Raw genomic sequence first — 23,858 nt, 5'->3', positions numbered from 1 at the left:
CCTTGTGAAGAGGCGCAGCCCCACTGCAGATGAAGCGTGCTCATGATCAATGGCGGGGATTATCGGGATTTTATGCAGCGCCGGCCAATGCCAGCGTGGCCTGCGCATATTTCTGGCGGTGGATCAGCAGTTTCGCCGGCGCCTGAATCAGTTGCTCGGCCAGCGCCAGCGCGGCGCTTTCCGCCACGCCGTAGCAGCCGGTGCGCTCAAAGGCGATCTGCGATTGATGACTGAGGCGCTGTTGATAAGGCGCCAGTTCGGCACTGTTGAAATACTGCAGGGGCAGGTTCAATTGTGTGGCCAGTTCCAGCAACCCCGGTTCGTCGCGCTTGAGGTCGATACTCGCCAAAGCCTTGACCGCTCGCAGCTCGATGCGGTGCGCCTGCAACGCTTGATCGAGTAATGCACGCAACGTACTGGCCGGGCAGCCGCGCTGGCAGCCGAGGCCGACCACGAAGGTCGGCGCTGCGCGGTCATCGGTCATGCCTGATATCGGCCTGCGCTTTTGCGCCGGAACAACCATGCACTGATCAAGCCCAAGGCCAGCCAGAACGCGACGTTGGTCAGCTGCGAAGCGATTTTGAATTGGGTTTCCAGTGCCTCTGGGGCAAGCATCGAATGCACCTGGGGTTGCGGCGCGCCGATCACATGCGGCACGGCGAGAATCGCCACACCGAGAAGCTTCATCAGCCAGTGGCGGCTGAAGGCGATCAGTGCCAGGCCGACGGCGGTCGATGCGGCAGTGCCGATCCACCAGATCTGCCGCGATGCCAGATCGGCAGCCGCAGTGCCCGGCAATTCAGGTGGCAGGCCCAAGGTCGGCGCGAGAACGAACGTCGCGTAACCGGCCAGACCCCAGAGCAGCCCTTGCGAGGTTTTGGTCGGCGCGCGCAAGGTGTACAGGCCGGCGAGCATCAGGGCGAAACCCACCGCCACCACCAGATTGCCGCCAGTGGTCGAGACCACGCGCTGCCAGCCGTCTTCCGGCTCCCAGGCTTCGCCATCATGGCTGTGGGCGGCGGTGCCGGCGGCGTGTTCGTGAACTTGCGCGACCGGTTCGGATTTCTCGAAGGATTCGGCCTGCAGAATCAGTGGCGATACCCAGAAACTCTGCAGCAGGGTCAGCAGCAGGGCGGCGAGCAAGCCGGTGAAGCCTGCGGTTTGCGCGATACGCTTGATCATCTCGGCAAGCCTCAGTGGCACGGGAACGCGGCGCTGTGGCGGGTATCGTGGGCGGCGTTGTGCACCGCTTCGATGTGCGAGAAACCGGCGAACCAGACCAGACTGGCACCGAGGATCGAGGCGAAGAGGGCGGCGGCGACGCGTTGGCCGAGTGTGGTGCTGCTGGAGATGTTGTCAGTTTGGCTGACGGTATTGCTGATGATCGACATAGCGCTTCCCTCTGAAATGTCAGCGGGTAAACAGAGCGCATGAAAATCCCTGCGAGCCGGGCACGCAGGGATTTCGAACAGCGCCCGCCCACCGCGGGTTTGTTTGTGGTCAGCGGCGCTTGCGCGCGCTGGGTGTTGCGGGCCGGTCTCCGGGCTCGCGAGGGGTTGGCACGAGGCCGACCTGCAAGCATCACCTTCCCATGCCGGGGCACAGTGGATCTGACGCTTCGCTCGCTTACCGTTGCGGGGGCAGCACCGGACTGACATGGCCTTGAGTAAAGCACATGATTCACCGGTTTCCCGTTTCACCCTGTGAAGGGCACCCGTAACAAGGTGGGCAGGAGAACATGGGTTTGGGTTTTTAGTCAATTTCCGGGGAGTTTTCGGTGCTGCGCTGGGGGTGTTTTTCTGATGTTTTTTGTGTGTATATCCGTCGCCGGTGGATCAAGATCAAGATCAAGAGCAGGCGAGCTGACACTCGGCTTATTGAGTGGTGAAAAGCGTGGGTGTTCGGCTTTTAATTTGTGTTGTTGCTGCCCCTCACCCCAGCCCTCTCCCGAGGGAGAGGGAGCCGATTTGTGTGGTGTTCAAAATCTGCATTCGACTCGGTAACGCAAGTCGGCGTATTTCGCCTAAACACCTCGGTCAGTCCCCTCTCCCTCGGGGAGAGGGCTAGGGTGAGGGGCTCTAGATCTGGCTTTTGCTTTGGCTTTGATCTTTTGCCCCTTCAGCAGGCTGCGCCCGGATCGGTCCCGTAACGAAGGTACCCCGAGCCCCAGCGAGCGGGCCGTGCGCCGGGGCAAAGCCTTTTGGTTTCTTTTTGCTGTGCCGGCACTCCGGCGTTTGAAAAAGGGACTCGCTGTAAGAGCGAAACCATAGGAAGCCGTTACCGCAGCAACGGATATACCCCCAGTTTCAGACTCACCGACCATTGACCCACGACGGACCCATGCGTAGCCTTGCGCTTTCGAGGTTCTTCGGCACTCGCCGAAGCTAAGAAGGGAACGCGGTCAAAGCCGCGGCTGCCCCCGCAACTGTGAACGGTGATGTTCGTTGCCACGCCACTGCCAGCTCAACCGATGAGCCAGCGGGAAGGCGCAATGGACGCCAGGTCTCGCGCCTGAACGCCGTCAGCCAGGAGACCTGCCTCGTCACAGATTCTCACTACAACCGGGCGGGGTGATCCGGTGGCGAATGCTTCCGGCGTGCATGCGCGCTGCCGGTTCTCGTCCCGTATGCCCGCCGCTTGCCAAAGGGCATACCGATGAAAACACTGGCCAAACTCCCCGTCACCATCGTCACCGGTTTCCTCGGTTCGGGCAAAACCACGCTGCTGCGGCACATGCTCGACAACGCTCAGGGCCGGCGCATCGCGGTGATCGTCAACGAGTTTGGCGAGCTGGGCATCGACGGTGAAATCCTCAAGCAATGCACCATCGGCTGCACCGAAGAAGAGGCCAGCGGCCGTGTTTACGAACTAGCCAACGGCTGCCTGTGCTGCACGGTGCAGGAAGAATTCTTCCCGGTAATGCGCGAACTGGTTGCCCGTCGCGGCGATCTCGACCACATCCTTATTGAAACCTCGGGCCTGGCCCTGCCAAAACCGCTGGTGCAGGCCTTCCAGTGGCCGGAAATCCGTAGCGCCTGCACCGTTGACGCGGTGATCACCGTGGTCGACAGCCCGGCCGTCGCTGCTGGCACCTTCGCAGCGTTCCCGGATCAGGTCGATGCCCAGCGCAAACTCGATCCGAACCTTGATCACGAGTCGCCGCTGCACGAATTGTTCGCCGATCAACTGGCCAGTGCTGACCTGGTCATCCTCAACAAGGCCGACCAGACCAGCCCGGAAGATCTCGCACGGGTGCGCGCTGAAGTCGCCGAAGAGCTGCCGCCAGCGGTAAAAATCATCGAAGCCAGCAATGGCCGCCTGCCGCTCGACGTGCTGATCGGCCTCGGTGCCGGCTCCGAGGAGCACATCGACAGCCGCCACAGTCACCACGATCACCACCATGACGGTGATGACGACGATCACGATCACGACGCGTTCGATTCGATCTCAATCGAACTGCCGCAAGCCGATGAAAGCCTGCTGCTCGACGCGCTGACGCAACTCGTGGTGCAACACGGCATTCTGCGCGTGAAAGGCTTCGCGGCGATTCCGAACAAGCCGATGCGCCTGTTGATCCAGGGTGTGGGCACGCGTTTCGACAAGCATTTCGACCGTCAGTGGGGCGCCGAAGAAGCGCGCGTCACGCGTCTGGTGCTGATCGGTCAGGAACTCGATGCCGCACAACTCGAAGCGCAATTGCGCGCTGCGCTCAGCGTTTAAACCATGCACCTGCTCAGGACCCAGCCCGGCGGATTCGTCTCGGACGACAACATTGCCGATCTCGGACAAACCCCCGCCGAGCTGGTGATCCTGTGCAGCGGCGATTCCAGCCTGGCGCTGCTCGCCGAGGCTGCGCAGCAATTGCCCGATGACTACCCGAGCCTGCGTCTGGCCAACCCGATGCAGGTGCAGAATCATGCCTCGGTCGATCTGTATGTCGACGAAGTGCTGCGCCACGCCAAGGTCATTCTGATCTCGCTGCACGGCGGCATCGCCTATTGGCGCTATGGCGTCGAGCGGCTGGTCGAGTTGTCGGAACGCGGCGTGCAACTGATTCTGGTGCCCGGCGATGACCGTCCGGACCCCGAGCTCAGCGACTTGAGCACGGTCAGCGCCGAAGTACGCGATCGACTCTGGCAATTTCTGCGTCAGGGCGGCATGGGCAATGCACTGGATTTCTTCCGTTGCCTGGGCAACCAATGGTTTGCCCGCGATTACCCGTGGAGCGAGCCGCAAACCCTGCCGCGCACGGCGATTTATCACCCACAGAAAAACAGCGCTGCCCTGAGCGACTGGCAAGCCGAATGGCTACCCGGTCAACCGGTGGCGGCGCTGTTGTTTTATCGCTCGCATTTGCAGGCGGCGAACACGGCGTTCATTGATGTGTTCTGTCAGCGTTTGCGGGCAGCCGGGCTCAATCCGCTGCCGATCGCGGTGGCCAGTCTGAAAGAACCCGGTTGCTTGTCTGTGGTCGAGGACTGGCTGGATGAAGTCGAGGCGGGGGTGATTCTCAATACCACCGGTTTTGCCCAGTCCAGCCCCGAAGCGCCGCATCTGCGGCCGTTTCGCCGCAACATCCCAGTGATTCAAGCCATCTGCGCTCAGGACAACGAACCCGGCTGGCGCGACAGCGAACAGGGCCTCGGGCCGCGTGATCTGGCGATGCACATTGCTTTGCCGGAGCTTGACGGGCGCATCATCAGCCGACCGATCAGCTTCAAGGATCTGGCCTGGCGCAGCGAGCGCAGTCAGTCCGATGTGGTCTGCTATCGCGCCCAGCCCGAACGCATGGATTTCGTCGCCGAACTGGCGCGGCGCTGGGTTGATCTGGCGCGCGTGGCCAATGGCAAAAAACGCATCGCGCTGATCCTCGCCAACTATCCGACCCGCGACGGCCGCATCGGCAACGGTGTCGGCCTCGATACGCCAGCGGCGGCGCTGAACATCCTGTGCGCGTTGCGCGAAGAGGGTTATCCGATCACGGCCGAGTTGCCCGAGAGCGGCACCGAACTGATCCAGCAACTGCTCGGCGGTGTCAGCAACGACCTCGATAGTCTCGACCTGCGCCCGTGCCAGCAGAGCCTGGCGATGGATGATTACCTGGCGATGTTCAACGCGTTGCCGGAGGCGAATCGCGCGGCGGTGATGGAGCGTTGGGGGGCGCCGCAAAACGATCCGATGTGCCGCGACGGTCGCCTGATGATCGCCGGTCTGCGTTTCGGTCTGACCTTTGTCGGCATCCAGCCGGCCCGGGGTTATCAGGTCGATCCGAGCGCGGTGTATCACGACCCGGATCTGGTCCCGCCGCACGGCTATCTGGCGTTCTATTTCTGGTTGCGCAACACCTACGGGGCCCACGGCGTGATCCACGTCGGCAAGCATGGCAATCTCGAATGGTTGCCGGGCAAAGGCGTCGGCCTTTCGGAGAATTGCTGGCCGGACGCGCTGCTAGGGCCGCTGCCGAATATCTATCCGTTTATCGTCAACGATCCGGGCGAGGGCGCTCAGGCCAAACGGCGCACGCAGGCGGTGATCATCGACCACTTGATGCCACCGCTGACCCGCGCCGAAACCTACGGGCCGCTGCGCAATCTGGAGCTGCTGGCCGACGAGTATTACGAGGCGCAACTGCTCGATCCGCGCCGCGCCCGTGAGTTGCAACGCGACATTCTGCAATTGGTGCGTGACACGCAGATCGACCGCGAACTGCAACTGGACGCAGCGCTGGACAGCGACGCCGATGCGGCGATCTGGTTGCCGCGTCTCGACACTTATCTGTGCGATTTGAAGGAATCGCAGATTCGCGATGGGTTGCACATTTTTGGCGAATCGCCGAGCGGCCGCTTGCGTATCGACACCTTGCTGGCGTTGCTGCGCATCCCGCGCGGTGACGGCAAGGGCGCGCAGTCGAGTCTGCTGCGAGCACTGGCCAAAGCGTTTGATCTTGGTTTTGATCCGCTGGATTGCGCGTTGGCCGATGCCTGGAGCGGCCCGCGTCCGACCGAGTTGCAGGCCATCAGCGAAGAAGTCTGGCGCACCGCCGGCGACACCCGCGAACGCCTCGAACTCTTCGCTGCAGACCTGATCTCCCAAGCACTGAATGTCCCCTGTGGAAGCGAGCCTGCTCGCGAAAGCGGTGTGTCAGTAAAATATCAGTTGTCTGACCCGACGCCTTCGCGAACAGGCTCGCTCCCAAAAGGGCCGGGGTGGGCTGAGGTAGATTCGATACTCGAGCATCTGCGCGTAGTCGTCGCCCCGCGCCTCGATGCTTGCGGCCCGGCCGAAATGCGCGGTCTGCTTGACGCCCTCAGCGGTCGTTTCGTCCCCGCCGGCCCCAGCGGCGCACCCAGCCGTGGCCGTCTCGACGTGCTGCCCACCGGTCGTAATTTCTATTCGGTGGACGTGCGCAATCTGCCGACCACCACCGCGTGGCGCATCGGATTCCAGTCGGCGACGCTTATCCTCGAACGGCATCTGCAGGACCACGGCGATCACTTGCGCCAACTCGGCTTGTCCGTGTGGGGCACCGCAACCATGCGCACCGGCGGCGACGACATCGCTCAGGCCATGGCGTTGATGGGCGTGCGTCCGGTCTGGGCCACGGGCAGTCAGCGCGTGGATGATTTCGAGATTCTGCCGCTGAGTCTGCTCGATCGTCCAAGAGTCGACGTGACGCTGCGGGTTTCGGGGTTTTTCCGTGATGCGTTTGCCAACCTCATCCGCCTGTTCGACGCCGCCGTGCAAGCGGTGGCCGCGCTGGACGAGCCGGACGACCTGAATCCGCTGGCCGCTAAAGTGCGTGCCGAACGCGAGGCGCTGTTGCAGTCGGGCGTCGATGAAGACACCGCGCGGCGTCAGGCCGAGTGGCGCATCTTCGGCGCGAAACCGGGGGCGTATGGCGCCGGGGTGCAAGGCGCCATCGACGGGCGTTTGTGGCAGACCCGCGAAGACCTCGCCGAGGTCTACCTGAACTGGGGCGCCTACGCTTACGGCGGCGCCGACGAGGGCACGGCTGCCCGCGAGCAGTTCAGCCAGCGTCTGAGCCAGGTACAGGCAGTTCTGCAGAACCAGGACAACCGCGAGCATGACTTGCTCGATTCCAACGATTACTACCAGTTCCAGGGCGGCATGCTCGCGGCGGTGGAGACGCTGCGCGGCGAAGCGGCGGCCAGTTATCACGGCGATCACAGCCAGCCGGATCTGCCGAAGATTCGTACCCTGAAGGAAGAGTTGAACCGCGTGGTGCGCTCGCGCGCGGCGAATCCGAAGTGGATCGACGGAATCAAGCGTCACGGCTACAAAGGCGCGTTCGAACTGGCGGCGACGGTTGATAATCTGTTCGCCTTCGATGCGACTACGCAGTTGATCGATGACCATCAGTACGCGCTGCTGGCGGAGGCATATTTGCTTGATCCGGCGACCCGGGATTTTGTTCGTGAACATAATCCGCATGCTCTGCGCGACATGACCGAACGCATGCTCGAAGCGCAGCAGCGCGGGATGTGGCAGGAGCCTGGGGCTTATAAAGAGGCGCTGGAGAATTTGCTGTTGGATATCGAGGAAGATATGTAGCCGCTAAAAAGCTACCCTCACCCCAGCCCTCTCCCGGAGGGAGAGGGAGCCGATTTGTGTTGGTTTTGAGGCCTGAGTTCAACTCGATAATTCAGGTCGGCGCAACTTGCAAGAACACCCAGATCAGTTCCCTCTCCCTCTGGGAGAGGGTTAGGGTGAGGGCCACCCAACTGACACGCCACTAAAACTCAAGCACACCAAAGACCACGAAAGGGAAAACCCAAATGACCGACACCCCGCATTTCCCACTCTCCGCCGTGGTCGGCGCCGATGACCTGAAGCTCGCCCTGTGCCTGACCGCCATCGACCCGAAAATCGGCGGCGTACTCATCGAAGGTCCGCGCGGCATGGCCAAGTCGACGCTGGCGCGGGGCCTGGCGGATCTGCTCGCCAGCGGCCAGTTTGTCACTTTGCCGTTGGGCGCTACCGAAGAGCGGCTAGTCGGCACCCTCGACCTCGATGCTGCCCTGAGCGACGGTCGCGCGCAGTTTTCGCCCGGTGTTCTGGCCAAGGCTGACGGTGGCGTGCTCTATGTCGATGAGGTCAATCTGCTGCCCGATCACTTGGTCGACCTGCTGCTCGATGTCGCCGCCAGCGGTACCAATCTGATCGAGCGTGACGGCATTTCCCATCGGCATTCGGCCAAATTCGTCCTGATCGGCACCATGAACCCGGAAGAGGGCGAGCTGCGGCCGCAACTGCTTGACCGCTTCGGCTTGAACGTTGCCCTGAGCGGCCACACCGCGCCCGCCGAACGCGGACAGATCATTCGCCGGCGGCTGGATTTCGACAGCGATCCACAAGGGTTCTGCGCGCAGTGGGCGAGCGAGCAACACATCCTGCGTTCGCGCTGTGAAAGCGCCCGCGAGCGCTTGGCAGCCATTCCGCTGGATGACGCGGCATTGGCGTTGATTACCGAGCGTTGTTTCGCTGCTGGCGTCGATGGCTTGCGTGCCGATCTGGTCTGGTTGCGCGCGGCCCGCGCCCATGCCGCGTGGCGTGGGGCGGATGCGATTGCTGAAGAGGACATCGATGCGGTGGCCGAATTTGCCCTGCGCCATCGCCGTCGCGAGCAGCCCTTGGCTGGCGCAGAGCCACAAGCGCAATCTCCGTCAGGCGCAGACAGCAAATCCGGTGAAGGGCAGGGCCAGTGGGGCGAGATGCCGGCGACGGCGCAAGCCACCGGTGCCCGCCGCGAAGTTCCGAGCTGGCCGCCCCTGGCAAAAAAGCCCTAGGCATTCGCCCCCGGTCCGACGCGGGGGCGAATGCCAAGCCCCGTGCCGGACAACTCGACAATGGCCGCCAGGGCCAGCGGCATGGGGCCGGCAGCGGATCGGTGAACTGGCCGGGCACGCTGCTCAATGGCCGCCCCCAGCGCCGCGCCGATCTGCTGTTTCAACAGCGCACCCGCGCGCCCCATGAAATCTGGCTGGTGATCGTCGACGCGTCGGCCTCGACCCGTCGCCATCAGGCCTTGAGCGATGCCAAGGGCCTGCTCGCGCAGTTGTTCGACGATGCTTACCACCAGCGAGCGCGGCTGGCGTTGCTGACCGCCAGTGGTTCTGCGCCGAAATGGCAAGTGCAAGGCTTGAAGGCCTCAAGCGGCCTGAGCGCCTGGCTCGACGGTCTGGGCGCCGGTGGCGGCACGCCGTTGCTCGCGGCACTGGAGCAGGCGCAGCAATGGCTGACGCTGCGACGCAAGCGCTTTTCTGCCGAACAGCAACGCTGCCTGATCGTGACCGATGGTCGCGTGAAAGAACTGTCGGCGTTGCCAGTGCTGGCGTGTCCGGGATTGCTGATCGACATCGAGCGCGGGCCGATTCGACTGGGCCGGGCGAAGGATCTGGCGACCGCGCTGCAAGCGCAGTATCAGCATATCGATGAGCTGGATTTGCGCTGAAATCCGCCGCACCGCTCGCACCCTGTGGGAGCGAGCCTGCTCGCGAAGGCTGCTTCAGCAACGCTGAAAGTCTGCGATCAAGGTCATTCATACAGATTTTGAAATGATTTACCGCTGTGGAGCAGGTCGGTCGACGCTGTACGCTCGAAGGCCATTTTTCATTCAGGATCTACATGAACACCCTCTCGGAGCCTCCCAGTCAGCACTCTCCAGCACGCCTTCGCGCGGTCTTGATCCTTTCGCAGCACCCCGTCTTCCGACTCCCGACTATGGTTGATAACGCGGCTCTTGAGCCTTTGCGTTGCACTTCGCCGTGTCCGGCCGCCTGAATTCACTGAAGAGAGATCGAGACGTTTTATGGAATGGTTAGCGGATCCCACAGCCTGGTTAGGCCTGTTGACTCTGATCGTGCTGGAACTGGTACTGGGTATCGACAACCTGGTGTTCATCGCAATTCTTGCCGACAAACTGCCGCCGCATCAGCGTGATCGCGCGCGGATCATCGGCCTGTCGCTGGCGTTGATCATGCGCCTGGGCCTGTTGGCGAGCATTTCCTGGCTGGTTACGCTCACGCAGCCGTTGTTCGAGGTGTTCGACAAGAGCTTCTCCGGTCGTGATCTGATCATGCTGTTCGGTGGCGTGTTCCTGTTGTTCAAGGCGACGATGGAGTTGCATGAGCGGCTCGAAGGCCATGTCGGCGAGCGCTCGACCAACACAGCCTACGCGCTGTTCTGGCCAATCGTGGCGCAGATTGTGGTGCTCGACGCGGTGTTCTCCCTCGACGCGGTGATTACCGCCGTGGGCATGGTCGATGAACTGGCGGTGATGATGATCGCCGTGATCATTTCCATCGGCCTGATGATCGTTGCCAGCAAGCCGCTGACCCGCTTCGTCAACGCACATCCGACCGTGATCATGCTGTGTCTGGGCTTCCTGATGATGATCGGTTTTGCCCTGACCGCAGAAGGTCTGGGCTTCCATATCCCGAAAGGTTACCTGTACGCCGCCATCGGTTTCTCGATCCTCATCGAAGTCTTCAACCAGATCGCCCGGGCTCGGCGCAAACGTTCGATGCAGGGCGTGCGCCCGATGCGCGAGCGCACAGCCCATGCGGTGATGCGTCTGCTCGGTGGCCGCAAGCTGGCGGCGGAGGAGGTTGGTGAGGAAATCTCCGATCTGCTGGACAACGGTGAAGCGCCGGTGGCCGAGCTGTTCGACCGTCGTGAGCGGGTGATGATCAGCGGTGTGCTGCAACTGGCGGAGCGGCCGATTCGCAACCTGATGACGGTGCGCGCCGACGTTGACCTGATTGATCTTGCCGATGACGCCGAAACCATTCGCACGAAGTTGATGCATTCGTCGTATTCACGCTTGCCGCTGATTCGCGATGGCGCGGTGGACGAGCCGCTTGGCTTCGTACACAAGAAGGAATTGCTCAAGGAGTATCTGGCCGGCAATGAGCCGAACCTGGAGCATCTGGCACGCAAGACCGTCAATCTGCTCGACAGTTATTCGATCCTCAATGCCCTGGAGCAGATGCGCGCGGCATCGACGCACATCGCCTTCGTGGTCAATGAGTTTGGCGATTTCGTCGGTGTATTGACGATGACTGACATCCTCGAATCGATCGCCGGTGAGTTGCCCGATGCCAGTGAAATCGAAGGCCCTGATGTGGTCGAAGAGCGCGGCGGGTTTCTGGTCAGCGGCGCGCTGCCCTTGGCTCGCGTTCGCCAGCGTACCGGCTTCGATGCCGAGCCGACCGAGGATTATCAGACCATGGCCGGGTTGGTCATGAGTCTGCTGGATCGGTTGCCGATGACCGGTGATCGACTGGAATACGAGGGCTGGCAACTGACCGTCAAAGCGGTAGAAGAACGGCGGGTGACGCGGGTGTTGCTGGAGCGTGAGGTGGCTTGAGCATTCGCGGAATGGCGCAGCGGTCGCTGCGCTTGTTACTGATGAAACGTAAAGCGGTCCTTGCCCGTATGCTTTGATGCGTACAACGCCGCATCCGCCTTGATCAGCGCCTGATTCAACGAGTCACCCTCAGCCACCCGGGTAATGCCGATGCTGATGGTGACCGGGTGCTGGGTGGGCTGTTCACGCACTGATTGGCACAGTTGCGTGGCAAGGCTTTCAACATCCTCGCGCCGCACTCCCGCCAGATAGATCGCGAACTCCTCACCGCCCATACGCGCGTAGTCAAACGCAATCATCACTGTCTTGATATCGGCAGCGACGCGAATGAGCACCTCATCACCAATGTCATGCCCGTAGGTGTCGTTGACCTTCTTGAAGTTGTCGATGTCGATCATCATCAGGTAATGATCGCGCTCGCGCGGGCTTGCCAGCAGCCGTTGCCCTGCGTGGGTCATGAATGAGCGTCGGTTGGGAATCTGCGTCAGCGGGTCGTTATAGGCCTGATCCAGCAGCAGCCGCGACATCAGGTAGTTGTTCAGCTTGGCCTCACGAAACTTCAAGAAGGTGTACACCGTGAGTGCGCAGAGAAACACGCTGTAGCAGGCAGTCAGGACGCCGCGCAGTTCAGTGATTTCGGTAGTGGTGGCAAGAAACGGGTTGAGGATCACCCAGATCACAACTTGTACCGCAAAGAACGCCCAGCGCCGCAGCGGCAGTACCGACACGCTGTACAACATGCTCGCTGCTGCCAGCACCAGCCACAAGCTGTGCGAAGCAGGCGCGAGGCCGTCGACGATCATTCGCACACCGACGGTCAATCCCAGGACCAGCAACAGGGTGAGCACATCGAAATGGCTAGCCCTGCGCGTAAAACCGAGCACCACCGTCAACAGCGCGAAACCAGCGAGAAACGCCATCGAGCGCCACGTGAAGCCTTGGCCGCCGAGAAAACTGACGATCAGATCAAACAGCAGCCACATGAACACACTGACCACGTAGATCAACAGGCTGAACGGTTTGAGCCGTTCGAACTCGCGCTGGAGAAACTCTTCCCTCAACTCGTTAGACGCGGTTTCCTTCAACGCTTGCGCTTCAATGGTTTCGAACATGCTTATCCCGCTGTCTGCGCCGATCCTGGCAACCACCCGAACCGGCGGGCGGCGCGCAATGTGTTCGCTCAACAGCAAAGCAGGCAGACCGCGGGTTGTCCAATCCCGGTCGGGTTCAGCGCAGAAGCCGGTGGCGCGAACCAGTGACGGTGCGCAATGACTTGAGTGTTCGCCTCAGCCATGCCAGATCATGGTGAGGTTTGCGTGGCGTTGCGGGAGCCTTTGTCCTGCCGACATGCCGGGCCATATCCCTCGCCAGGGTTTCCTCGGTGCCGATACCTTTGAGCTTTTTCAGCAGCCTGCCGTTTTTATAGAACAGCACTGTTGGCGTGCCCGTGACGTTTGGGTGCTTGGGCGATTGGCTGGTGTTGAGCATATAGATGTTGGCGCGCAGTCGGTAAGGCTCGGCAATCTGCCGAAAGATCGGCCCGGCCCACTCGCAGGCGGGGCAGTGTTCATTGGCGAAATACAGAATGACCGGACGCCAGGTTTTCAGGGCTTTGCGGTAAACCGGGTCCAGCGCGGAAGTAGTGTTTGTGGCGTTCATCGAAGGGTCCTTTTCAACGAGCGGGTAGGCACCTTGACGTTAAAGGAGCAGGGGTGTCGCGGTCTACTGTCAGAAATTACAGGTGGGGTGCGTAACCACGAGATTAATCGCACAAGAACGCCAGATAGACCTGACAACCAATGCGGGAACCTCACAAGAAACCGCGTGATAACCTCAATGCATTGCGCCGAGCATCACTTGGAGTGCTATTTTGAGCACTAATCAGAGCTCTTCAAGAGGCACAGTTCATGACGCACATTGTTCTTTCTCACGTCGTAGCGAGTATTTCCGAATTGAAAAAAAATCCTATGGGTACAGTGGCAGCTGGTGGAGGCCGGTCTGTGGCGATCCTTAATCGAAACGAACCGGCCTTCTACTGTGTTCCTGCCAAGGAATATGAAGCAATGATGGAGCGCCTGGAGGATCTGGAACTGATCGCCCTTTGCAAGGAGCGAGAAAACGATCCGACCATCAAGGTATCCATTGATGACCTATGAACTGGAATTTTCTGAAAAGGCTTGGAAGGAGTGGCGAAAGCTTGGGTCGGAGCTCAGAGAGCAGTTCAAAAATAAACTTGTTGAAAGGCTGGCAAATCCCCACGTTTCGGCGGCTCGTCTGAAAGGATTGAGTAACGCCTATAAAATCAAGCTTCGAAGCGCTGGATATCGGTTGGTCTATCGGGTCAGGGACGAGGTACTGGTCGTTACGGTGATAGCGGTTGGGAAACGGCAGGGTGGTGATGTGTACAGGCAGGCACTCAACCGCTGACACAGGTATTGCTCAACTGTAACCCTGATTCGCACCATCACGACGCCATCTGACCCAAGTTGGGAACGAATCACCCCTTTCATTAGTGATCGCAGGGACCTTCCTGCGTATTGGGTCGGACCGATCAATTGGTCCGCAAGTCCATATCTCCTTGATTAACAAAGCATTCAATACGACTACAGATTTCTCCTGATTCCTGTGGCACACTTTCTGCTGTCTATTCCGTAGTAACAAACCGTGTTCCGGTATAGCGGAATAAACACAATTCTGGAGTGCTTGCCATGCATCGCCGTCCTTCGTTGTTCAAAGCGTGTGTTTTTGTTCTTGCAGCTTCTTCCTCGGTCATGGGCCTGGCCCAGGCTGCCGACAGCAAGCTCGACAGTGTTCTCGCCCGTGGCAAGTTGATCGTGGGCACCGGCAGCACCAATGCGCCGTGGCACTTTCAGGGCGCGGACGGCAAGTTGCAGGGTTTTGATATCGACATCGCCAGGATCGTGGCCAAAGGGCTGTTCAACGACCCGAGCAAAGTCGAGTTCGTGGTGCAGTCGTCCGATGCGCGGATTCCCAATCTGCTCACCGACAAGGTCGACATGAGCTGCCAGTTCATCACCGTTACCGCCAGCCGCGCCCAGCAAGTCGCGTTCACCCTGCCGTACTACCGCGAAGGTGTTGGCCTGCTGTTGCCGAACAACAGCAAGTACAAGGAAATCGAAGACCTGCAGGCGGCGGGCGATGACGTCACCGTTGCGGTGCTGCAGAACGTCTACGCCGAAGAACTGGTGCATCAGGCATTGCCCAAGGCCAAAGTCGATCAGTACGACAGCGTCGACTTGATGTACCAGGCCGTGAACTCCGGTCGCGCCGATGCCGCCGCCACCGATCAGTCGTCGGTCAAATACCTGATGGTGCAGAACCCTGGCCGCTACCGCAGCCCGAGCTACGCCTGGAGCCCGCAGACTTACGCTTGCGCCGTCAAACGTGGCGATCAGGACTGGCTGAACTTCGTCAACACCGCGCTGCATGAAGCCATGACCGGAGTTGAGTTCCCGACCTACGCCGCTTCGTTCAAACAATGGTTCGGTGTTGATCTGCCATCTCCAGCCATCGGTTTCCCTGTCGAATTCAAATGATCCCGTGAGAGTGGGGCGAGTCAAATCGCCCCGCTCAAGGTACTGCTGACCATGAACTATCAGTTGAACTTTGCCGCCGTGTGGCGCGATTTCGACACCTTGCTGGCGGGGCTCGGTCTGGGCTTGCAGCTGGCGCTGGTGTCGATCGCCATCGGCTGCGTGATTGGCCTGCTGATGGCGTTTGCCTTGCTCTCCAAACATCGCGCCTTGCGGGTGTTGGCCTCGGTGTACGTCACGGTAGTGCGTAACACGCCGATCCTGGTGTTGATTCTGTTGATCTACTTTGCACTGCCCAGCCTTGGCATTCGGCTGGACAAGATTCCTTCGTTCATCATCACGCTGTCGCTGTATGCCGGCGCGTACCTGACCGAAGTCTTCCGTGGCGGCTTGCTGAGCATTCCCAAAGGCCAGCGCGAAGCCGGGCTGGCAATCGGTCTCGGTGAATGGCAGGTCAAGGCTTACGTCACCGTGCCGGTGATGCTGCGCAACGTGTTGCCGGCGCTGTCGAACAACTTCATTTCGCTGTTCAAGGACACCTCGCTTGCCGCTGCGATTGCGGTACCGGAGCTGACCTATTACGCGCGCAAGATCAACGTCGAGAGCTACCGGGTGATCGAAACCTGGCTGGTGACCACGGCGTTGTATGTCGCGGCCTGTTATCTCATTGCCATGCTGCTGCGTTACCTCGAGCAGCGTCTGGCGATCCGCCGATAGGAGGCTGCGATGTACCAATCTCCCAGTTGGTTGCATGAATTGTGGGTCGCGCGCGAGCCGTTGTGGCAGGGCTTTCTGACCAGCGTGCAGGTCTCGGCGCTGGCCATTGTCCTGGGCACCATGCTCGGCGTGGTTGCCGGCCTGGTCCTGACTTACGGCAGATTCTGGATGCGTGCGCCGTTTCGGCTGTACGTCGATCTGATTCGCGGCACGCCGGTGTTTGTATTGGTGCTGGCCTGCTTTTATATGGCGCCGGCGCTCGGCTGGCAGATCAGCGCGTTTCAGGCCGGAGCCCTGGGCCTGACGCTGTTCTGCGGCTCGCACGTCGCCGAGATTGTCCGTGGTGCGCTGCAAGCCTTGCCGCGCGGGCAGATGGAGGCGGGGAAAGCCATCGGCCTGACGTTCTACCAATCCCTCGGCTACGTGCTGTTGCCTCAGGCGCTGCGGCAGATTTTGCCGACCTGGGTCAACTCGTCCACCGAAATCGTCAAGGCTTCGACCTTGCTCTCGGTGATCGGCGTCGCCGAATTGCTGCTCAGCACGCAACAGATCATCGCCCGGAACTTCATGACCCTGGAGTTCTACCTGTTCGCCGGTTTTCTGTTCTTCGTCATCAACTACGGCATCGAATTACTCGGCCGGCACATTGAAAAGCGGGTGGCCCTGCCATGACTCAAGCTCAAGTTGCTTCACAGGATCAGGCATTGCTGGACATTCGCGGCCTGCACAAACAGTACGGCGCGGTGCAAGTGCTCAAGGGTGTCGACCTGAGCATGCAGCGCGGCAATGTCGTCACGCTGATCGGCTCCAGCGGTTCGGGCAAAACCACGCTGCTGCGTTGCGTGAACATGCTCGAAGAATTCCAGGGCGGGCAGATCCTGCTCGACGGCGAGTCCATCGGCTACGACGAGGTCAACGGTAAGCGCGTGCGTCACCCGGAAAAGGTCATTGCCCGGCATCGTGCGATGACCGGCATGGCCTTCCAGCAATTCAACTTGTTTCCGCACCTGACCGCGTTGCAGAACGTCACCTTGGGCCTGCTCAAAGTGAAGAAGATGCACAAGGACGAAGCCGTGGTGCTCGCGGAAAAATGGCTGGAGCGCGTTGGCCTGCTGGAGCGGCGCAATCACTTTCCCGGTCAGTTGTCCGGCGGCCAGCAACAACGCGTGGCGATTGCCCGAGCGATTGCGATGAACCCGAGCCTGATGCTCTTCGATGAGGTCACTTCGGCCCTCGACCCGGAACTGGTCGGTGAGGTGCTCAACGTGATCAAAGGGCTGGCCGAGGACGGCATGACCATGTTGCTGGTGACCCACGAAATGCGTTTCGCCTTCGAGGTCTCGGACAAGATCGTTTTCATGAATCAAGGGCGAATCGAAGAGCAGGGGCCTCCCAAGGAACTGTTCGAACGCCCGCAATCGCCGCGTCTGGCGGAATTTCTCAAAAGCACGCGGTTTTGAATCTGTACTTTTGCAATCAGGAGAAACACCCATGAGCATTACGCGTTACGGCACCGGCAGCACCGCCGCCGGCGGCCAGCCTCGTCCATTCGCCCGCGCAGTTGAAGCGGATGGCTGGCTGCATGTGTCCGGCCAGGTTCCGGCGGTGGACGGCGAGATCATCGTTGGTGGCATTGTCGAACAGACCCACCAGACCATGAAGAACCTGATCGCCATTCTCGAAGAGGCTGGTTATGGCCTTGAAGATGTGGTCCGCACTGGCGTCTGGCTGGACGATCCACGTGATTTCAGCAGTTTCAACAAGGTCTTCGCCGAGTATTTCAAACCCGAACACGCCCCGGCGCGGGCCTGTGTGCAGGCGAGCATGATGGTTGATTGCAAGGTTGAGATTGACTGCATTGCCTACAAGAAGAAGGCCTGATACACGCCGATCGTTCCCACGCTCTGCGTGGGAATGCAGCCCGGGACGCTCTGCGTCCCAAAAGTGGACGCGGAGCGTCCGGTAAGGCATTCCCACGCGGAGCATGGGAACGATCATTGGCTGTAAACTCCCGGCGACTTTGAATGGAAACCACTGACATGACCGAAGACACCATCAAGCGCCGGGCACGCGGTCTGGACCGGGCGTTCGATATCCTCGATTTTCTCAAGGAAATCGGCCAGCCCCTGCGCCCCAACGACATTGCCAATGGCATCGGCAGTCCGAAGTCGACGGTCTACGAACTGGTCGCGTCCTTGCTGGAACGGCGGATTCTCGAGCCGGTGGGCAAGGATGGCCACGTCTACCTTGGCCGCCAGTTGTACTTCCTTGGTCAGGCGCATCTGCGCCATTTCGACCTCAGTCGCGAGGCCGATCACGCCTTGCAGGAGATCGTCAGCCAGACCCGCGAAACTGCGCAGATGTGCCTGCTCAACGGGCGCAAATACACCGTGGCGTTGATGAAAGAGGGCGAGCGGCATTTCCGCATTTCCTCCGATATTGGCGAAAACGCGCCGATCCCATGGACAGCTTCCGGGCGTCTGTTGCTCGCGCACTTGAGCGATCAACAGATCATCGACCTGATCGACGAAGACGACTACATCCTGCCCGACGGCGAACGCCTGCCACTGGACCGTTTTCTGGCGGAGATTCGTCAGGCCGGCAGCGATGGCTTCTTCTCCTTCGACAGCGTCGCCGACACCTTCACCCATTGCTTCGCCGCGCCGGTCAAAGACCGGCAGGGCGTGGCCATTTGCACGTTGTGCATCGTCGCCCCGCGCGCCGATGCGAAAAACAATTACGACGACTATCGCCGGGTGCTGATCGAGAGCGCCAACAGCCTCGCCCGGCGGATCAACGAATAACCGTGGCTGCCTGCGGCCGCGTCTGTGAGGATTGGACCATGACCACTGCCATCAACTCTGCCGTAGAAAAAGGCGACGCCGTCATCGGCGCGCAATTGACCCGCGACGTCAGCCTGCCGGCGCTGGTGCTGCACCGCGAGGCGCTGGAGCACAACATTCGCTGGATGCAGAAATTTGTCAGCGACAGCGGCGCCGAACTGGCGCCCCACGGCAAAACCAGCATGACCCCGGCACTGTTCAAACTACAGCTCGACGTCGGCGCCTGGGGAATCACCCTCGCCAGCGCCACCCAGACCCGCGCGGCTTATGCCCACGGCGTGCGTCGCGTGTTGATGGCCAACCAGTTGGTTGGTACGCCGAACATGGCGTTGATTGCCGATCTGCTCGCCGATCCGACGTTCGACTTCCATTGCATGGTCGACCACCCGGACAACGTCGCCGATCTCGGAAGTTACTTCGCTTCCCGTGGGGTCAAGCTCAACGTGATGATCGAATACGGCGTGGTCGGCGGCCGTTGCGGTTGCCGCAGCGAGCAGGAAGTCATCGAGTTGGCCAAGGCCATCGATGCGCAACCGGCACTGGCCCTCACCGGTATTGAAGGTTACGAAGGCGTAATTCATGGCGATCATGCGGTCAGTGGCATTCGCGAATTCGCCGCGTCGCTGGTTCGTCTCGCGGTGCAGCTACAGGACAGCGGCGCCTTTGCCATCGCCAGACCGATCATCACAGCGTCGGGTTCGGCCTGGTACGACCTGATCGCCGAATCTTTCGAAACCCAGAACGCCGCTGGCCGCTTCCTCAGCGTGTTGCGCCCGGGCAGTTATGTCGCGCACGACCATGGCATCTACAAAGAGGCGCAGTGCTGCGTGCTCGACCGTCGCAGCGACCTGCACGAAGGCCTGCGCCCGGCGCTGGAAGTCTGGGCTCATGTGCAGTCGCTGCCGGAACCGGGTTTTGCGGTGATCGCCCTGGGCAAGCGCGATGTCGCCTTCGATGCCGGTTTGCCGGTGCCGTTGTTGCGCTACAAGGCCGGCGTGGTGCCGGCGGCGGGGGATGATGTCGGCGCGTGCAAGGTCACCGCGGTGATGGATCAGCATGCGTTCATGACCGTAGCGCCGGGTGTCGAGTTGCGGGTCGGCGACATCATTTCCTTTGGTACTTCGCATCCATGCCTGACGTTTGACAAATGGCGTGTTGGGTTGCTGGTGGATGAGCAGATGGCGGTCATCGAGACCATGGAGACTTGTTTCTAAGGCTTGAGATTGCGTTGCGGCGGCTATTCGCGAGCAGGCTCGCTCCCACAAGATCAATGCGTTCCATTGTGGGAGCGAGCCTGCTCGCGAAGACGCCCGCTTAGCCACCACTGAACCACCCGAGATCCCACCCGATGAAAATCCTCAGCAACACCCCACGCATCGCCCTGATTGGCGAATGCATGATCGAACTGCAACAACGCGCCGACGGTAGTCTGCAGCAAAGCTTCGGTGGCGATACCCTCAACACGGCGGTGTACCTGTCCCGTGCGCTGGGCGACAAGGCGCAAGTCGACTACGTCACCGCGCTGGGCGATGACAGTTTCAGCGACGCCATGTGCCAGATCTGGCGCAGCGAAGGCATCGGCCTCGATCTGGTGCAGCGTTTGCCCGGTCGGCTGCCCGGTCTGTACTGCATCCAGACCGACGCCAACGGCGAGCGGCGTTTCCTGTACTGGCGCAACGAAGCGGCAGTACGCGATTGCTTCACCACCCCTGCGGCCGAGCCGATCCTCGCGGCGTTGCCGAACTACGACGTGCTGTATTTCAGCGGGATCACCCTCGCTGTACTTGGCATGCAAGGCCGTGCCCGCCTGATCAAGACGTTGAGCGAAGCCCGGCAGCGCGATGCGCGCATCGTGTTTGACAATAATTACCGTCCACGCTTGTGGGCTTCTGTGGAAGAGGCGCGGGCGGCGTATCGCAGCGTCCTGCCTTATGTCGATCTGGCTTTGCTGACGGTGGATGACGAACAGGCGTTGTTCGGGTTTGCCGATTGCGCTGAGGTGTTTGCCACGTACGCGCAGATCGGCACACCGGAAGTGGTGCTCAAGCGCGGCGCCGAGGCGTGTCTGATTCGTTGTCAGGGGGACGCGTTTGAAGTGCCGGCGCAGAAGGTCGACAAGGTCGTCGACACCACAGCGGCGGGGGATTCGTTCAGTGCGGCGTATCTGGCCAGGCGCTTGCTCGGCGGCAGTCCGGCAGAGGCGGCGCAAGCGGGACATGAATTGGCCAGTCGGGTGATACAGGTGCCTGGAGCGCTGATCCCCAGGTAATCAGAGAATGGCCGCTTGCTGCGCAATCGGTTCGCGAGCAGGCTCGCTCCCACAATGAAAACGCGGTCGACATGGGGGAGCGAGCCTGCTCGCGAAGAAGCCCGGCAGCCAGCCGATCAATCCCGATAAAACACCTGCACCAGGTGATAACCAAACTTGCTTTTGATCGGCCCATGCACGGTGCGCAGCGGTTTCTTGAAAATCACCGCATCAATCGCGCCGACCATCTGCCCCGGCCGCACTTCGCCCAGGTCGCCGCCGCGTTTGCCGGACGGGCAGGTGGAAAATTTCTTCGCCAGCACATCGAACGCTTCGCCCTTGGCAATGCGCTGTTTGAGTTGTTCGGCCTCTTCGGCGGTTTTCACCAGAATGTGGCGGGCTTGGGCTTTCATCGTGCAATACCTGATAACGGGGTGACAGCGGGGCGCGCGATTATGCCTCAAGTCGCGGGGTCGGGTTGCTCAACTTGCGAATCTTGCTCGCCAGCACTTCAAGGACAAAGGGCTTGGCGACCATGTCCATGCCCTCTTCAAGAAAGCCCTGACGCTCGGCAGCAATCTGCGCGTAACCGGTCATGAACAGCACTTTAAGCCCCGGACGATGTTGGCGAGCAATCTCCGCCAACTGCCGACCGTTCATGCCCGGCAGCCCGACATCAGTAACCAGCAGATCGACGCGCTGCACGGACTCGAGCACGGGCAGGGCGTTCGTGGCGTTTTCCGCTTCGAAGGTTGTGTAGCCCAGTTCCTTGAGCAGATCGAGCACCAGCATGCGCACTGCCGGATCATCCTCGACCACAATCGCGGTCTCGCCCGAAGATGAAGCGGCAATCGGTTCAGCTTTCTCCACAGACGAGGATTCGGGCGTCGGCTCAAGCAAACGCGGCAAGTACAGACGTACACAAGTGCCTTGCCCCGGCACACTGTCGAGGCTGACATGGCCGCCGGACTGCTGGGCGAATCCGTAAATCATCGACAGCCCAAGCCCGGTGCCTTGGCCGATCGGTTTGGTGGTGAAAAACGGGTCGAACGCTTTGGAGCGAATTGACGGAGTCATGCCGGTGCCGTTATCGCTGACCGCGAGCATCACGTATTCCCCGGCCTTCACCGGCTCGAGAATGGTGGTGTCGCTGCTGTCGAGATACACGTTCGCGGTCTGGATCAGCAACGTGCCGCCTTCGGGCATCGCATCGCGGGCATTGATCACCAGATTGAGCAGGGCATTTTCCAGCTGGCTGACGTCGGTACTCACCGGCCACAAATCCTCGGGCAGGCGCAGTTGCAGCTCGATGGCATCGCCCTTGGTGCGGCGGATCAGGTCTTCCAGTGAATGCACCAGTTCATTGACGTGCAGTTGCTTGCGGTCCAGCGACTGGCGCCGCGAGAAGGCCAGCAAGCGATGCGTCAGCGCGGCCGCACGGTTGGCCGACGACACGGCCGCCTCGGTGAAGCGACCAATCTCATCGGCGCGACCGTTGGCGATGTAGCGCTGCATCAAGTCGAGGCTGCCGATGATGCCGGTGAGCATGTTGTTGAAGTCGTGGGCGATGCCGCCGGTGAGCTGGCCGACGGCTTCCATCTTCTGCGCGTGGCGCAAAGCGTCTTCGGCGCGCTCGCGTTCGAACATCTCGTTCTGCAAACGCTCGTTGGCCTGAGCCAGTTGCTCGGTGCGCGCGCTGACCCGCTCTTCGAGGGTCTCGTTGAGATTGCGCAGGGCTTCCTCGGTTTTCTTGCGCTCGGTTTCGTCGATGACAAAAATGTAGAAGCCATTCACTGCACCGTCTGCGCCATGTCGCGGCAGATAATTCATGAGGGCATGACGGGTGCTGCCGTCGCGGTGCGGCGTGTAGAAACTGAAGGAGCAGGAGCGCCCGGCCAGTGCTTCGGCGATGTACGGCGCACGCAGGAAATACGCCTCTTCGCCGATGACTTCGCGGATCGTGCGCCCATACAACTCCTGCGGCGTCAGGCCGTACCAGTCGAGATAGGCTGCGTTGTTGAGGCGAAAACGCTCTTCGGCGTCGACGTAGCTGATCAGGATCGGCATGGCGTTGATGATCAACTGCAATTCGGTCTGGCTCTGACGCAGCGCCTGTTCCGTATGTTTGCGTTCGGTCAGGTCCAGCGCCGCGCCGAGAAAGCGCATCGGCCGCCCATGATGATCCTTGTAGCAACGCCCGCGCGCGAACACCCAGCGCAGCGTGCCATCGGCCTGCAACAGGCGATATTCCTCAGCGTACTCGGTGCCATGGGTGATGCAGTACTTGATGCCGCGCGCGACCATGGCGCGGTCTTCGGGGTGCACCCCGTGCATGTATTCGCTGATCGGCAACTGCCCGGCCCTGGCCGGATCCACGCCGTGCAATTCGGCGAAGTGCGCATCGGCGATGAAACGGTCTTCGCCAATGTCCCAATCCCAGGTGCCGACGGCGTCGGTGGCGGCGAGGGCCAGTTGCAGACGCTCCTCGGACTGGCGCTGGGCCTTGAGGCTTTCTTCGGAACGACGCTGCAATTCCAGGGCAATGCGTCGGCGCTCGTTGGTTTCGATGGCAGTGATCAGAATCCCGGCCACCTGTGCGGTTTCATCGCGAATCGGGCTGTAGGTCAGATCCAGCCAGAAATCGGTTTTTTTGCCGTCCCGCTGCACGCTGAACCGCTGCTCGCTGAAGCTGCGCACCTGACCCTGCAGCACCGCTTGGTAAATCGGCTCGGCAAAATCCCGCACCTCTGGCCAGACCTCATGCGTCGGCTGCCCGAACGCTTCGGGATGCTTGCTGCCAGCGAGCAGGGCAAAGCCATTGTTGTAGATCTGCGTGAGTTGCGGACCCCATAACAGCAGCATCGGCATCGGCGAATGAATCACGATGTCCACCGCCGTGCGCAGGCTCTGCGGCCAGGTGCCGGCGGCGCCCAGCGGGCTGCGGCTCCAGTCGGTGCGGGCAATCAGGGCCTGAGCGTCATCGGTGGCGGGTACAGCATTCATGTTTCAATCCTGAGCGTGGTTCGGTGAGACGGGGTCTATCATTGTTGCAGGAGCCGCGCCAAGCGTCGGCCAAATCTGCTCATTCAATGCTTCGCGGGTGCTTT

General features: G+C 60.9%; 22 protein-coding genes and 2 riboswitches. Of the genes, 15 read left to right on the top strand and 7 right to left on the bottom strand.

The genetic code is table 11. The features are described from left to right. Positions 1-70: 70 nt before the first annotated feature. The 3 genes from V8J63_RS03975 to V8J63_RS03965 are packed head-to-tail and all read right to left on the bottom strand — an operon-like array spanning position 71 to position 1,391. Complete coding sequence (locus V8J63_RS03975) at positions 71-484, bottom strand: cobalamin biosynthesis protein (RefSeq protein WP_071172073.1); 414 nt, start codon at positions 482-484, stop codon at positions 71-73. Next, complete coding sequence (locus tag V8J63_RS03970) at positions 481-1,182, bottom strand: CbtA family protein (protein ID WP_110599348.1); 702 nt, start codon at positions 1,180-1,182, stop codon at positions 481-483. The genes V8J63_RS03975 and V8J63_RS03970 overlap by 4 nt, the downstream gene beginning before the upstream one ends. Before the next feature lie 11 nt (positions 1,183-1,193). Next, on the bottom strand, positions 1,194-1,391 hold the full coding sequence (locus tag V8J63_RS03965) for a CbtB domain-containing protein (RefSeq protein ID WP_130889011.1): 198 nt from the start codon (positions 1,389-1,391) through the stop codon (positions 1,194-1,196). 123 nt (positions 1,392-1,514) lie between these two features. After that, positions 1,515-1,733: riboswitch (cobalamin riboswitch) on the bottom strand. Positions 1,734-2,344: 611 nt separating this feature from the next. Continuing rightward, positions 2,345-2,556, top strand: a riboswitch (cobalamin riboswitch). Positions 2,557-2,655: 99 nt separating this feature from the next. On the opposite strand from V8J63_RS03965, the gene cobW reads away from it, so the two are divergent. From cobW to V8J63_RS03940, 5 genes are all read left to right on the top strand, one after another. Next, on the top strand, positions 2,656-3,720 hold the full coding sequence (gene cobW / locus V8J63_RS03960) for a cobalamin biosynthesis protein CobW (RefSeq protein WP_042610347.1): 1,065 nt from the start codon (positions 2,656-2,658) through the stop codon (positions 3,718-3,720). 3 nt (positions 3,721-3,723) lie between these two features. Continuing rightward, a complete protein-coding gene (gene cobN, locus V8J63_RS03955) occupies positions 3,724-7,572 on the top strand; it encodes a cobaltochelatase subunit CobN (RefSeq protein ID WP_197890166.1) in 3,849 nt (1,282 codons plus the stop codon). A 224-nt stretch (positions 7,573-7,796) separates the two neighbouring features. After that, positions 7,797-8,807, top strand: coding sequence for an ATP-binding protein (locus tag V8J63_RS03950; protein ID WP_110646494.1), 1,011 nt, complete (start codon positions 7,797-7,799; stop codon positions 8,805-8,807). Continuing rightward, positions 8,780-9,472, top strand: a complete 693-nt coding sequence (locus V8J63_RS03945) for a vWA domain-containing protein (RefSeq protein ID WP_336463714.1) — start codon at positions 8,780-8,782, stop codon at positions 9,470-9,472. The genes V8J63_RS03950 and V8J63_RS03945 overlap by 28 nt, the downstream gene beginning before the upstream one ends. A 357-nt stretch (positions 9,473-9,829) precedes the next feature. Beyond that, the gene (locus tag V8J63_RS03940) at positions 9,830-11,389 is read left to right on the top strand and encodes a TerC family protein (protein WP_130889008.1); all 1,560 of its coding nucleotides are present in this window, start codon (positions 9,830-9,832) and stop codon (positions 11,387-11,389) included. A gap of 35 nt (positions 11,390-11,424) precedes the next feature. Here V8J63_RS03940 and V8J63_RS03935 read toward each other — a convergent pair whose 3' ends face one another. Then, positions 11,425-12,501, bottom strand: a complete 1,077-nt coding sequence (locus tag V8J63_RS03935) for a GGDEF domain-containing protein (protein ID WP_125926828.1) — start codon at positions 12,499-12,501, stop codon at positions 11,425-11,427. Positions 12,502-12,616: 115 nt separating this feature from the next. Further along, positions 12,617-13,048, bottom strand: coding sequence for a thioredoxin family protein (locus V8J63_RS03930; RefSeq protein WP_125926827.1), 432 nt, complete (start codon positions 13,046-13,048; stop codon positions 12,617-12,619). A gap of 248 nt (positions 13,049-13,296) precedes the next feature. Between V8J63_RS03930 and V8J63_RS03925 the strand changes: the two genes are divergently transcribed. The 10 genes from V8J63_RS03925 (at position 13,297) to V8J63_RS03880 (ending at position 20,772) form a co-directional block, all read left to right on the top strand. Beyond that, complete coding sequence (locus V8J63_RS03925; protein WP_039758605.1) at positions 13,297-13,545, top strand: type II toxin-antitoxin system Phd/YefM family antitoxin; 249 nt, start codon at positions 13,297-13,299, stop codon at positions 13,543-13,545. Further along, the gene (locus V8J63_RS03920; RefSeq protein ID WP_336463613.1) at positions 13,535-13,816 is read left to right on the top strand and encodes a type II toxin-antitoxin system RelE family toxin; all 282 of its coding nucleotides are present in this window, start codon (positions 13,535-13,537) and stop codon (positions 13,814-13,816) included. The genes V8J63_RS03925 and V8J63_RS03920 overlap by 11 nt, the downstream gene beginning before the upstream one ends. Before the next feature lie 281 nt (positions 13,817-14,097). Then, positions 14,098-14,946: a transporter substrate-binding domain-containing protein gene (locus tag V8J63_RS03915; protein WP_016774493.1), complete on the top strand. Its 849-nt coding sequence runs from the start codon at positions 14,098-14,100 to the stop codon at positions 14,944-14,946. Between the two features lie 51 nt (positions 14,947-14,997). Continuing rightward, positions 14,998-15,660, top strand: a complete 663-nt coding sequence (locus tag V8J63_RS03910; RefSeq protein ID WP_024012746.1) for an amino acid ABC transporter permease — start codon at positions 14,998-15,000, stop codon at positions 15,658-15,660. Between the two features lie 9 nt (positions 15,661-15,669). After that, positions 15,670-16,332, top strand: coding sequence for an amino acid ABC transporter permease (locus V8J63_RS03905; RefSeq protein ID WP_122507098.1), 663 nt, complete (start codon positions 15,670-15,672; stop codon positions 16,330-16,332). Further along, on the top strand, positions 16,329-17,120 hold the full coding sequence (locus V8J63_RS03900) for an amino acid ABC transporter ATP-binding protein (protein ID WP_262138059.1): 792 nt from the start codon (positions 16,329-16,331) through the stop codon (positions 17,118-17,120). Before V8J63_RS03905 ends, V8J63_RS03900 begins: the two co-directional genes overlap by 4 nt. A gap of 31 nt (positions 17,121-17,151) precedes the next feature. Continuing rightward, positions 17,152-17,541: a RidA family protein gene (locus V8J63_RS03895; RefSeq protein WP_130926602.1), complete on the top strand. Its 390-nt coding sequence runs from the start codon at positions 17,152-17,154 to the stop codon at positions 17,539-17,541. Between the two features lie 158 nt (positions 17,542-17,699). Then, a complete protein-coding gene (locus V8J63_RS03890; protein WP_130901692.1) occupies positions 17,700-18,464 on the top strand; it encodes an IclR family transcriptional regulator in 765 nt (254 codons plus the stop codon). A 38-nt stretch (positions 18,465-18,502) separates the two neighbouring features. Continuing rightward, positions 18,503-19,717 (top strand): amino acid deaminase, encoded by a 1,215-nt coding sequence (locus V8J63_RS03885; protein ID WP_336463612.1) that lies wholly within the window; start codon positions 18,503-18,505, stop codon positions 19,715-19,717. A 134-nt stretch (positions 19,718-19,851) separates the two neighbouring features. Further along, positions 19,852-20,772, top strand: a complete 921-nt coding sequence (locus tag V8J63_RS03880) for a sugar kinase (RefSeq protein WP_336463611.1) — start codon at positions 19,852-19,854, stop codon at positions 20,770-20,772. Positions 20,773-20,888: 116 nt separating this feature from the next. Here V8J63_RS03880 and V8J63_RS03875 read toward each other — a convergent pair whose 3' ends face one another. Beyond that, complete coding sequence (locus tag V8J63_RS03875; protein ID WP_007912322.1) at positions 20,889-21,164, bottom strand: peptidylprolyl isomerase; 276 nt, start codon at positions 21,162-21,164, stop codon at positions 20,889-20,891. Between the two features lie 40 nt (positions 21,165-21,204). Further along, entirely contained in the window at positions 21,205-23,754 is a 2,550-nt protein-coding gene (locus V8J63_RS03870) for a PAS domain-containing hybrid sensor histidine kinase/response regulator (protein ID WP_336463610.1), read from the bottom strand. Positions 23,755-23,858: the final 104 nt, after the last annotated feature.

The organism is Pseudomonas sp. CCNWLW23, from assembly GCF_037095675.1.
GTDB lineage: Bacteria > Pseudomonadota > Gammaproteobacteria > Pseudomonadales > Pseudomonadaceae > Aquipseudomonas > Aquipseudomonas atacamensis.
Note: the sequence above shows the minus strand (reverse complement) of the source record. Positions and strands in the feature narration are given on the sequence as shown.

What these genes read in the sequence shown, in the direction of transcription:
- V8J63_RS03975 (WP_071172073.1), bottom strand. Translation starts at nt 484, where the DNA reads ATGACCGATGACCGCGCAGCGCCGACCTTCGTGGTCGGCCTCGGCTGC.
- V8J63_RS03890 (WP_130901692.1), top strand. Translation starts at nt 17,700, where the DNA reads ATGACCGAAGACACCATCAAGCGCCGGGCACGCGGTCTGGACCGGGCG.
- V8J63_RS03915 (WP_016774493.1), top strand. Translation starts at nt 14,098, where the DNA reads ATGCATCGCCGTCCTTCGTTGTTCAAAGCGTGTGTTTTTGTTCTTGCA.
- V8J63_RS03940 (WP_130889008.1), top strand. Translation starts at nt 9,830, where the DNA reads ATGGAATGGTTAGCGGATCCCACAGCCTGGTTAGGCCTGTTGACTCTG.
- V8J63_RS03925 (WP_039758605.1), top strand. Translation starts at nt 13,297, where the DNA reads ATGACGCACATTGTTCTTTCTCACGTCGTAGCGAGTATTTCCGAATTG.
- V8J63_RS03900 (WP_262138059.1), top strand. Translation starts at nt 16,329, where the DNA reads ATGACTCAAGCTCAAGTTGCTTCACAGGATCAGGCATTGCTGGACATT.
- V8J63_RS03965 (WP_130889011.1), bottom strand. Translation starts at nt 1,391, where the DNA reads ATGTCGATCATCAGCAATACCGTCAGCCAAACTGACAACATCTCCAGC.
- V8J63_RS03970 (WP_110599348.1), bottom strand. Translation starts at nt 1,182, where the DNA reads ATGATCAAGCGTATCGCGCAAACCGCAGGCTTCACCGGCTTGCTCGCC.
- V8J63_RS03905 (WP_122507098.1), top strand. Translation starts at nt 15,670, where the DNA reads ATGTACCAATCTCCCAGTTGGTTGCATGAATTGTGGGTCGCGCGCGAG.
- V8J63_RS03875 (WP_007912322.1), bottom strand. Translation starts at nt 21,164, where the DNA reads ATGAAAGCCCAAGCCCGCCACATTCTGGTGAAAACCGCCGAAGAGGCC.
- V8J63_RS03885 (WP_336463612.1), top strand. Translation starts at nt 18,503, where the DNA reads ATGACCACTGCCATCAACTCTGCCGTAGAAAAAGGCGACGCCGTCATC.
- V8J63_RS03895 (WP_130926602.1), top strand. Translation starts at nt 17,152, where the DNA reads ATGAGCATTACGCGTTACGGCACCGGCAGCACCGCCGCCGGCGGCCAG.
- V8J63_RS03930 (WP_125926827.1), bottom strand. Translation starts at nt 13,048, where the DNA reads ATGAACGCCACAAACACTACTTCCGCGCTGGACCCGGTTTACCGCAAA.
- V8J63_RS03870 (WP_336463610.1), bottom strand. Translation starts at nt 23,754, where the DNA reads ATGAATGCTGTACCCGCCACCGATGACGCTCAGGCCCTGATTGCCCGC.
- V8J63_RS03910 (WP_024012746.1), top strand. Translation starts at nt 14,998, where the DNA reads ATGAACTATCAGTTGAACTTTGCCGCCGTGTGGCGCGATTTCGACACC.
- cobN (WP_197890166.1), top strand. Translation starts at nt 3,724, where the DNA reads ATGCACCTGCTCAGGACCCAGCCCGGCGGATTCGTCTCGGACGACAAC.
- V8J63_RS03880 (WP_336463611.1), top strand. Translation starts at nt 19,852, where the DNA reads ATGAAAATCCTCAGCAACACCCCACGCATCGCCCTGATTGGCGAATGC.
- V8J63_RS03935 (WP_125926828.1), bottom strand. Translation starts at nt 12,501, where the DNA reads ATGTTCGAAACCATTGAAGCGCAAGCGTTGAAGGAAACCGCGTCTAAC.
- V8J63_RS03920 (WP_336463613.1), top strand. Translation starts at nt 13,535, where the DNA reads ATGACCTATGAACTGGAATTTTCTGAAAAGGCTTGGAAGGAGTGGCGA.
- V8J63_RS03950 (WP_110646494.1), top strand. Translation starts at nt 7,797, where the DNA reads ATGACCGACACCCCGCATTTCCCACTCTCCGCCGTGGTCGGCGCCGAT.
- cobW (WP_042610347.1), top strand. Translation starts at nt 2,656, where the DNA reads ATGAAAACACTGGCCAAACTCCCCGTCACCATCGTCACCGGTTTCCTC.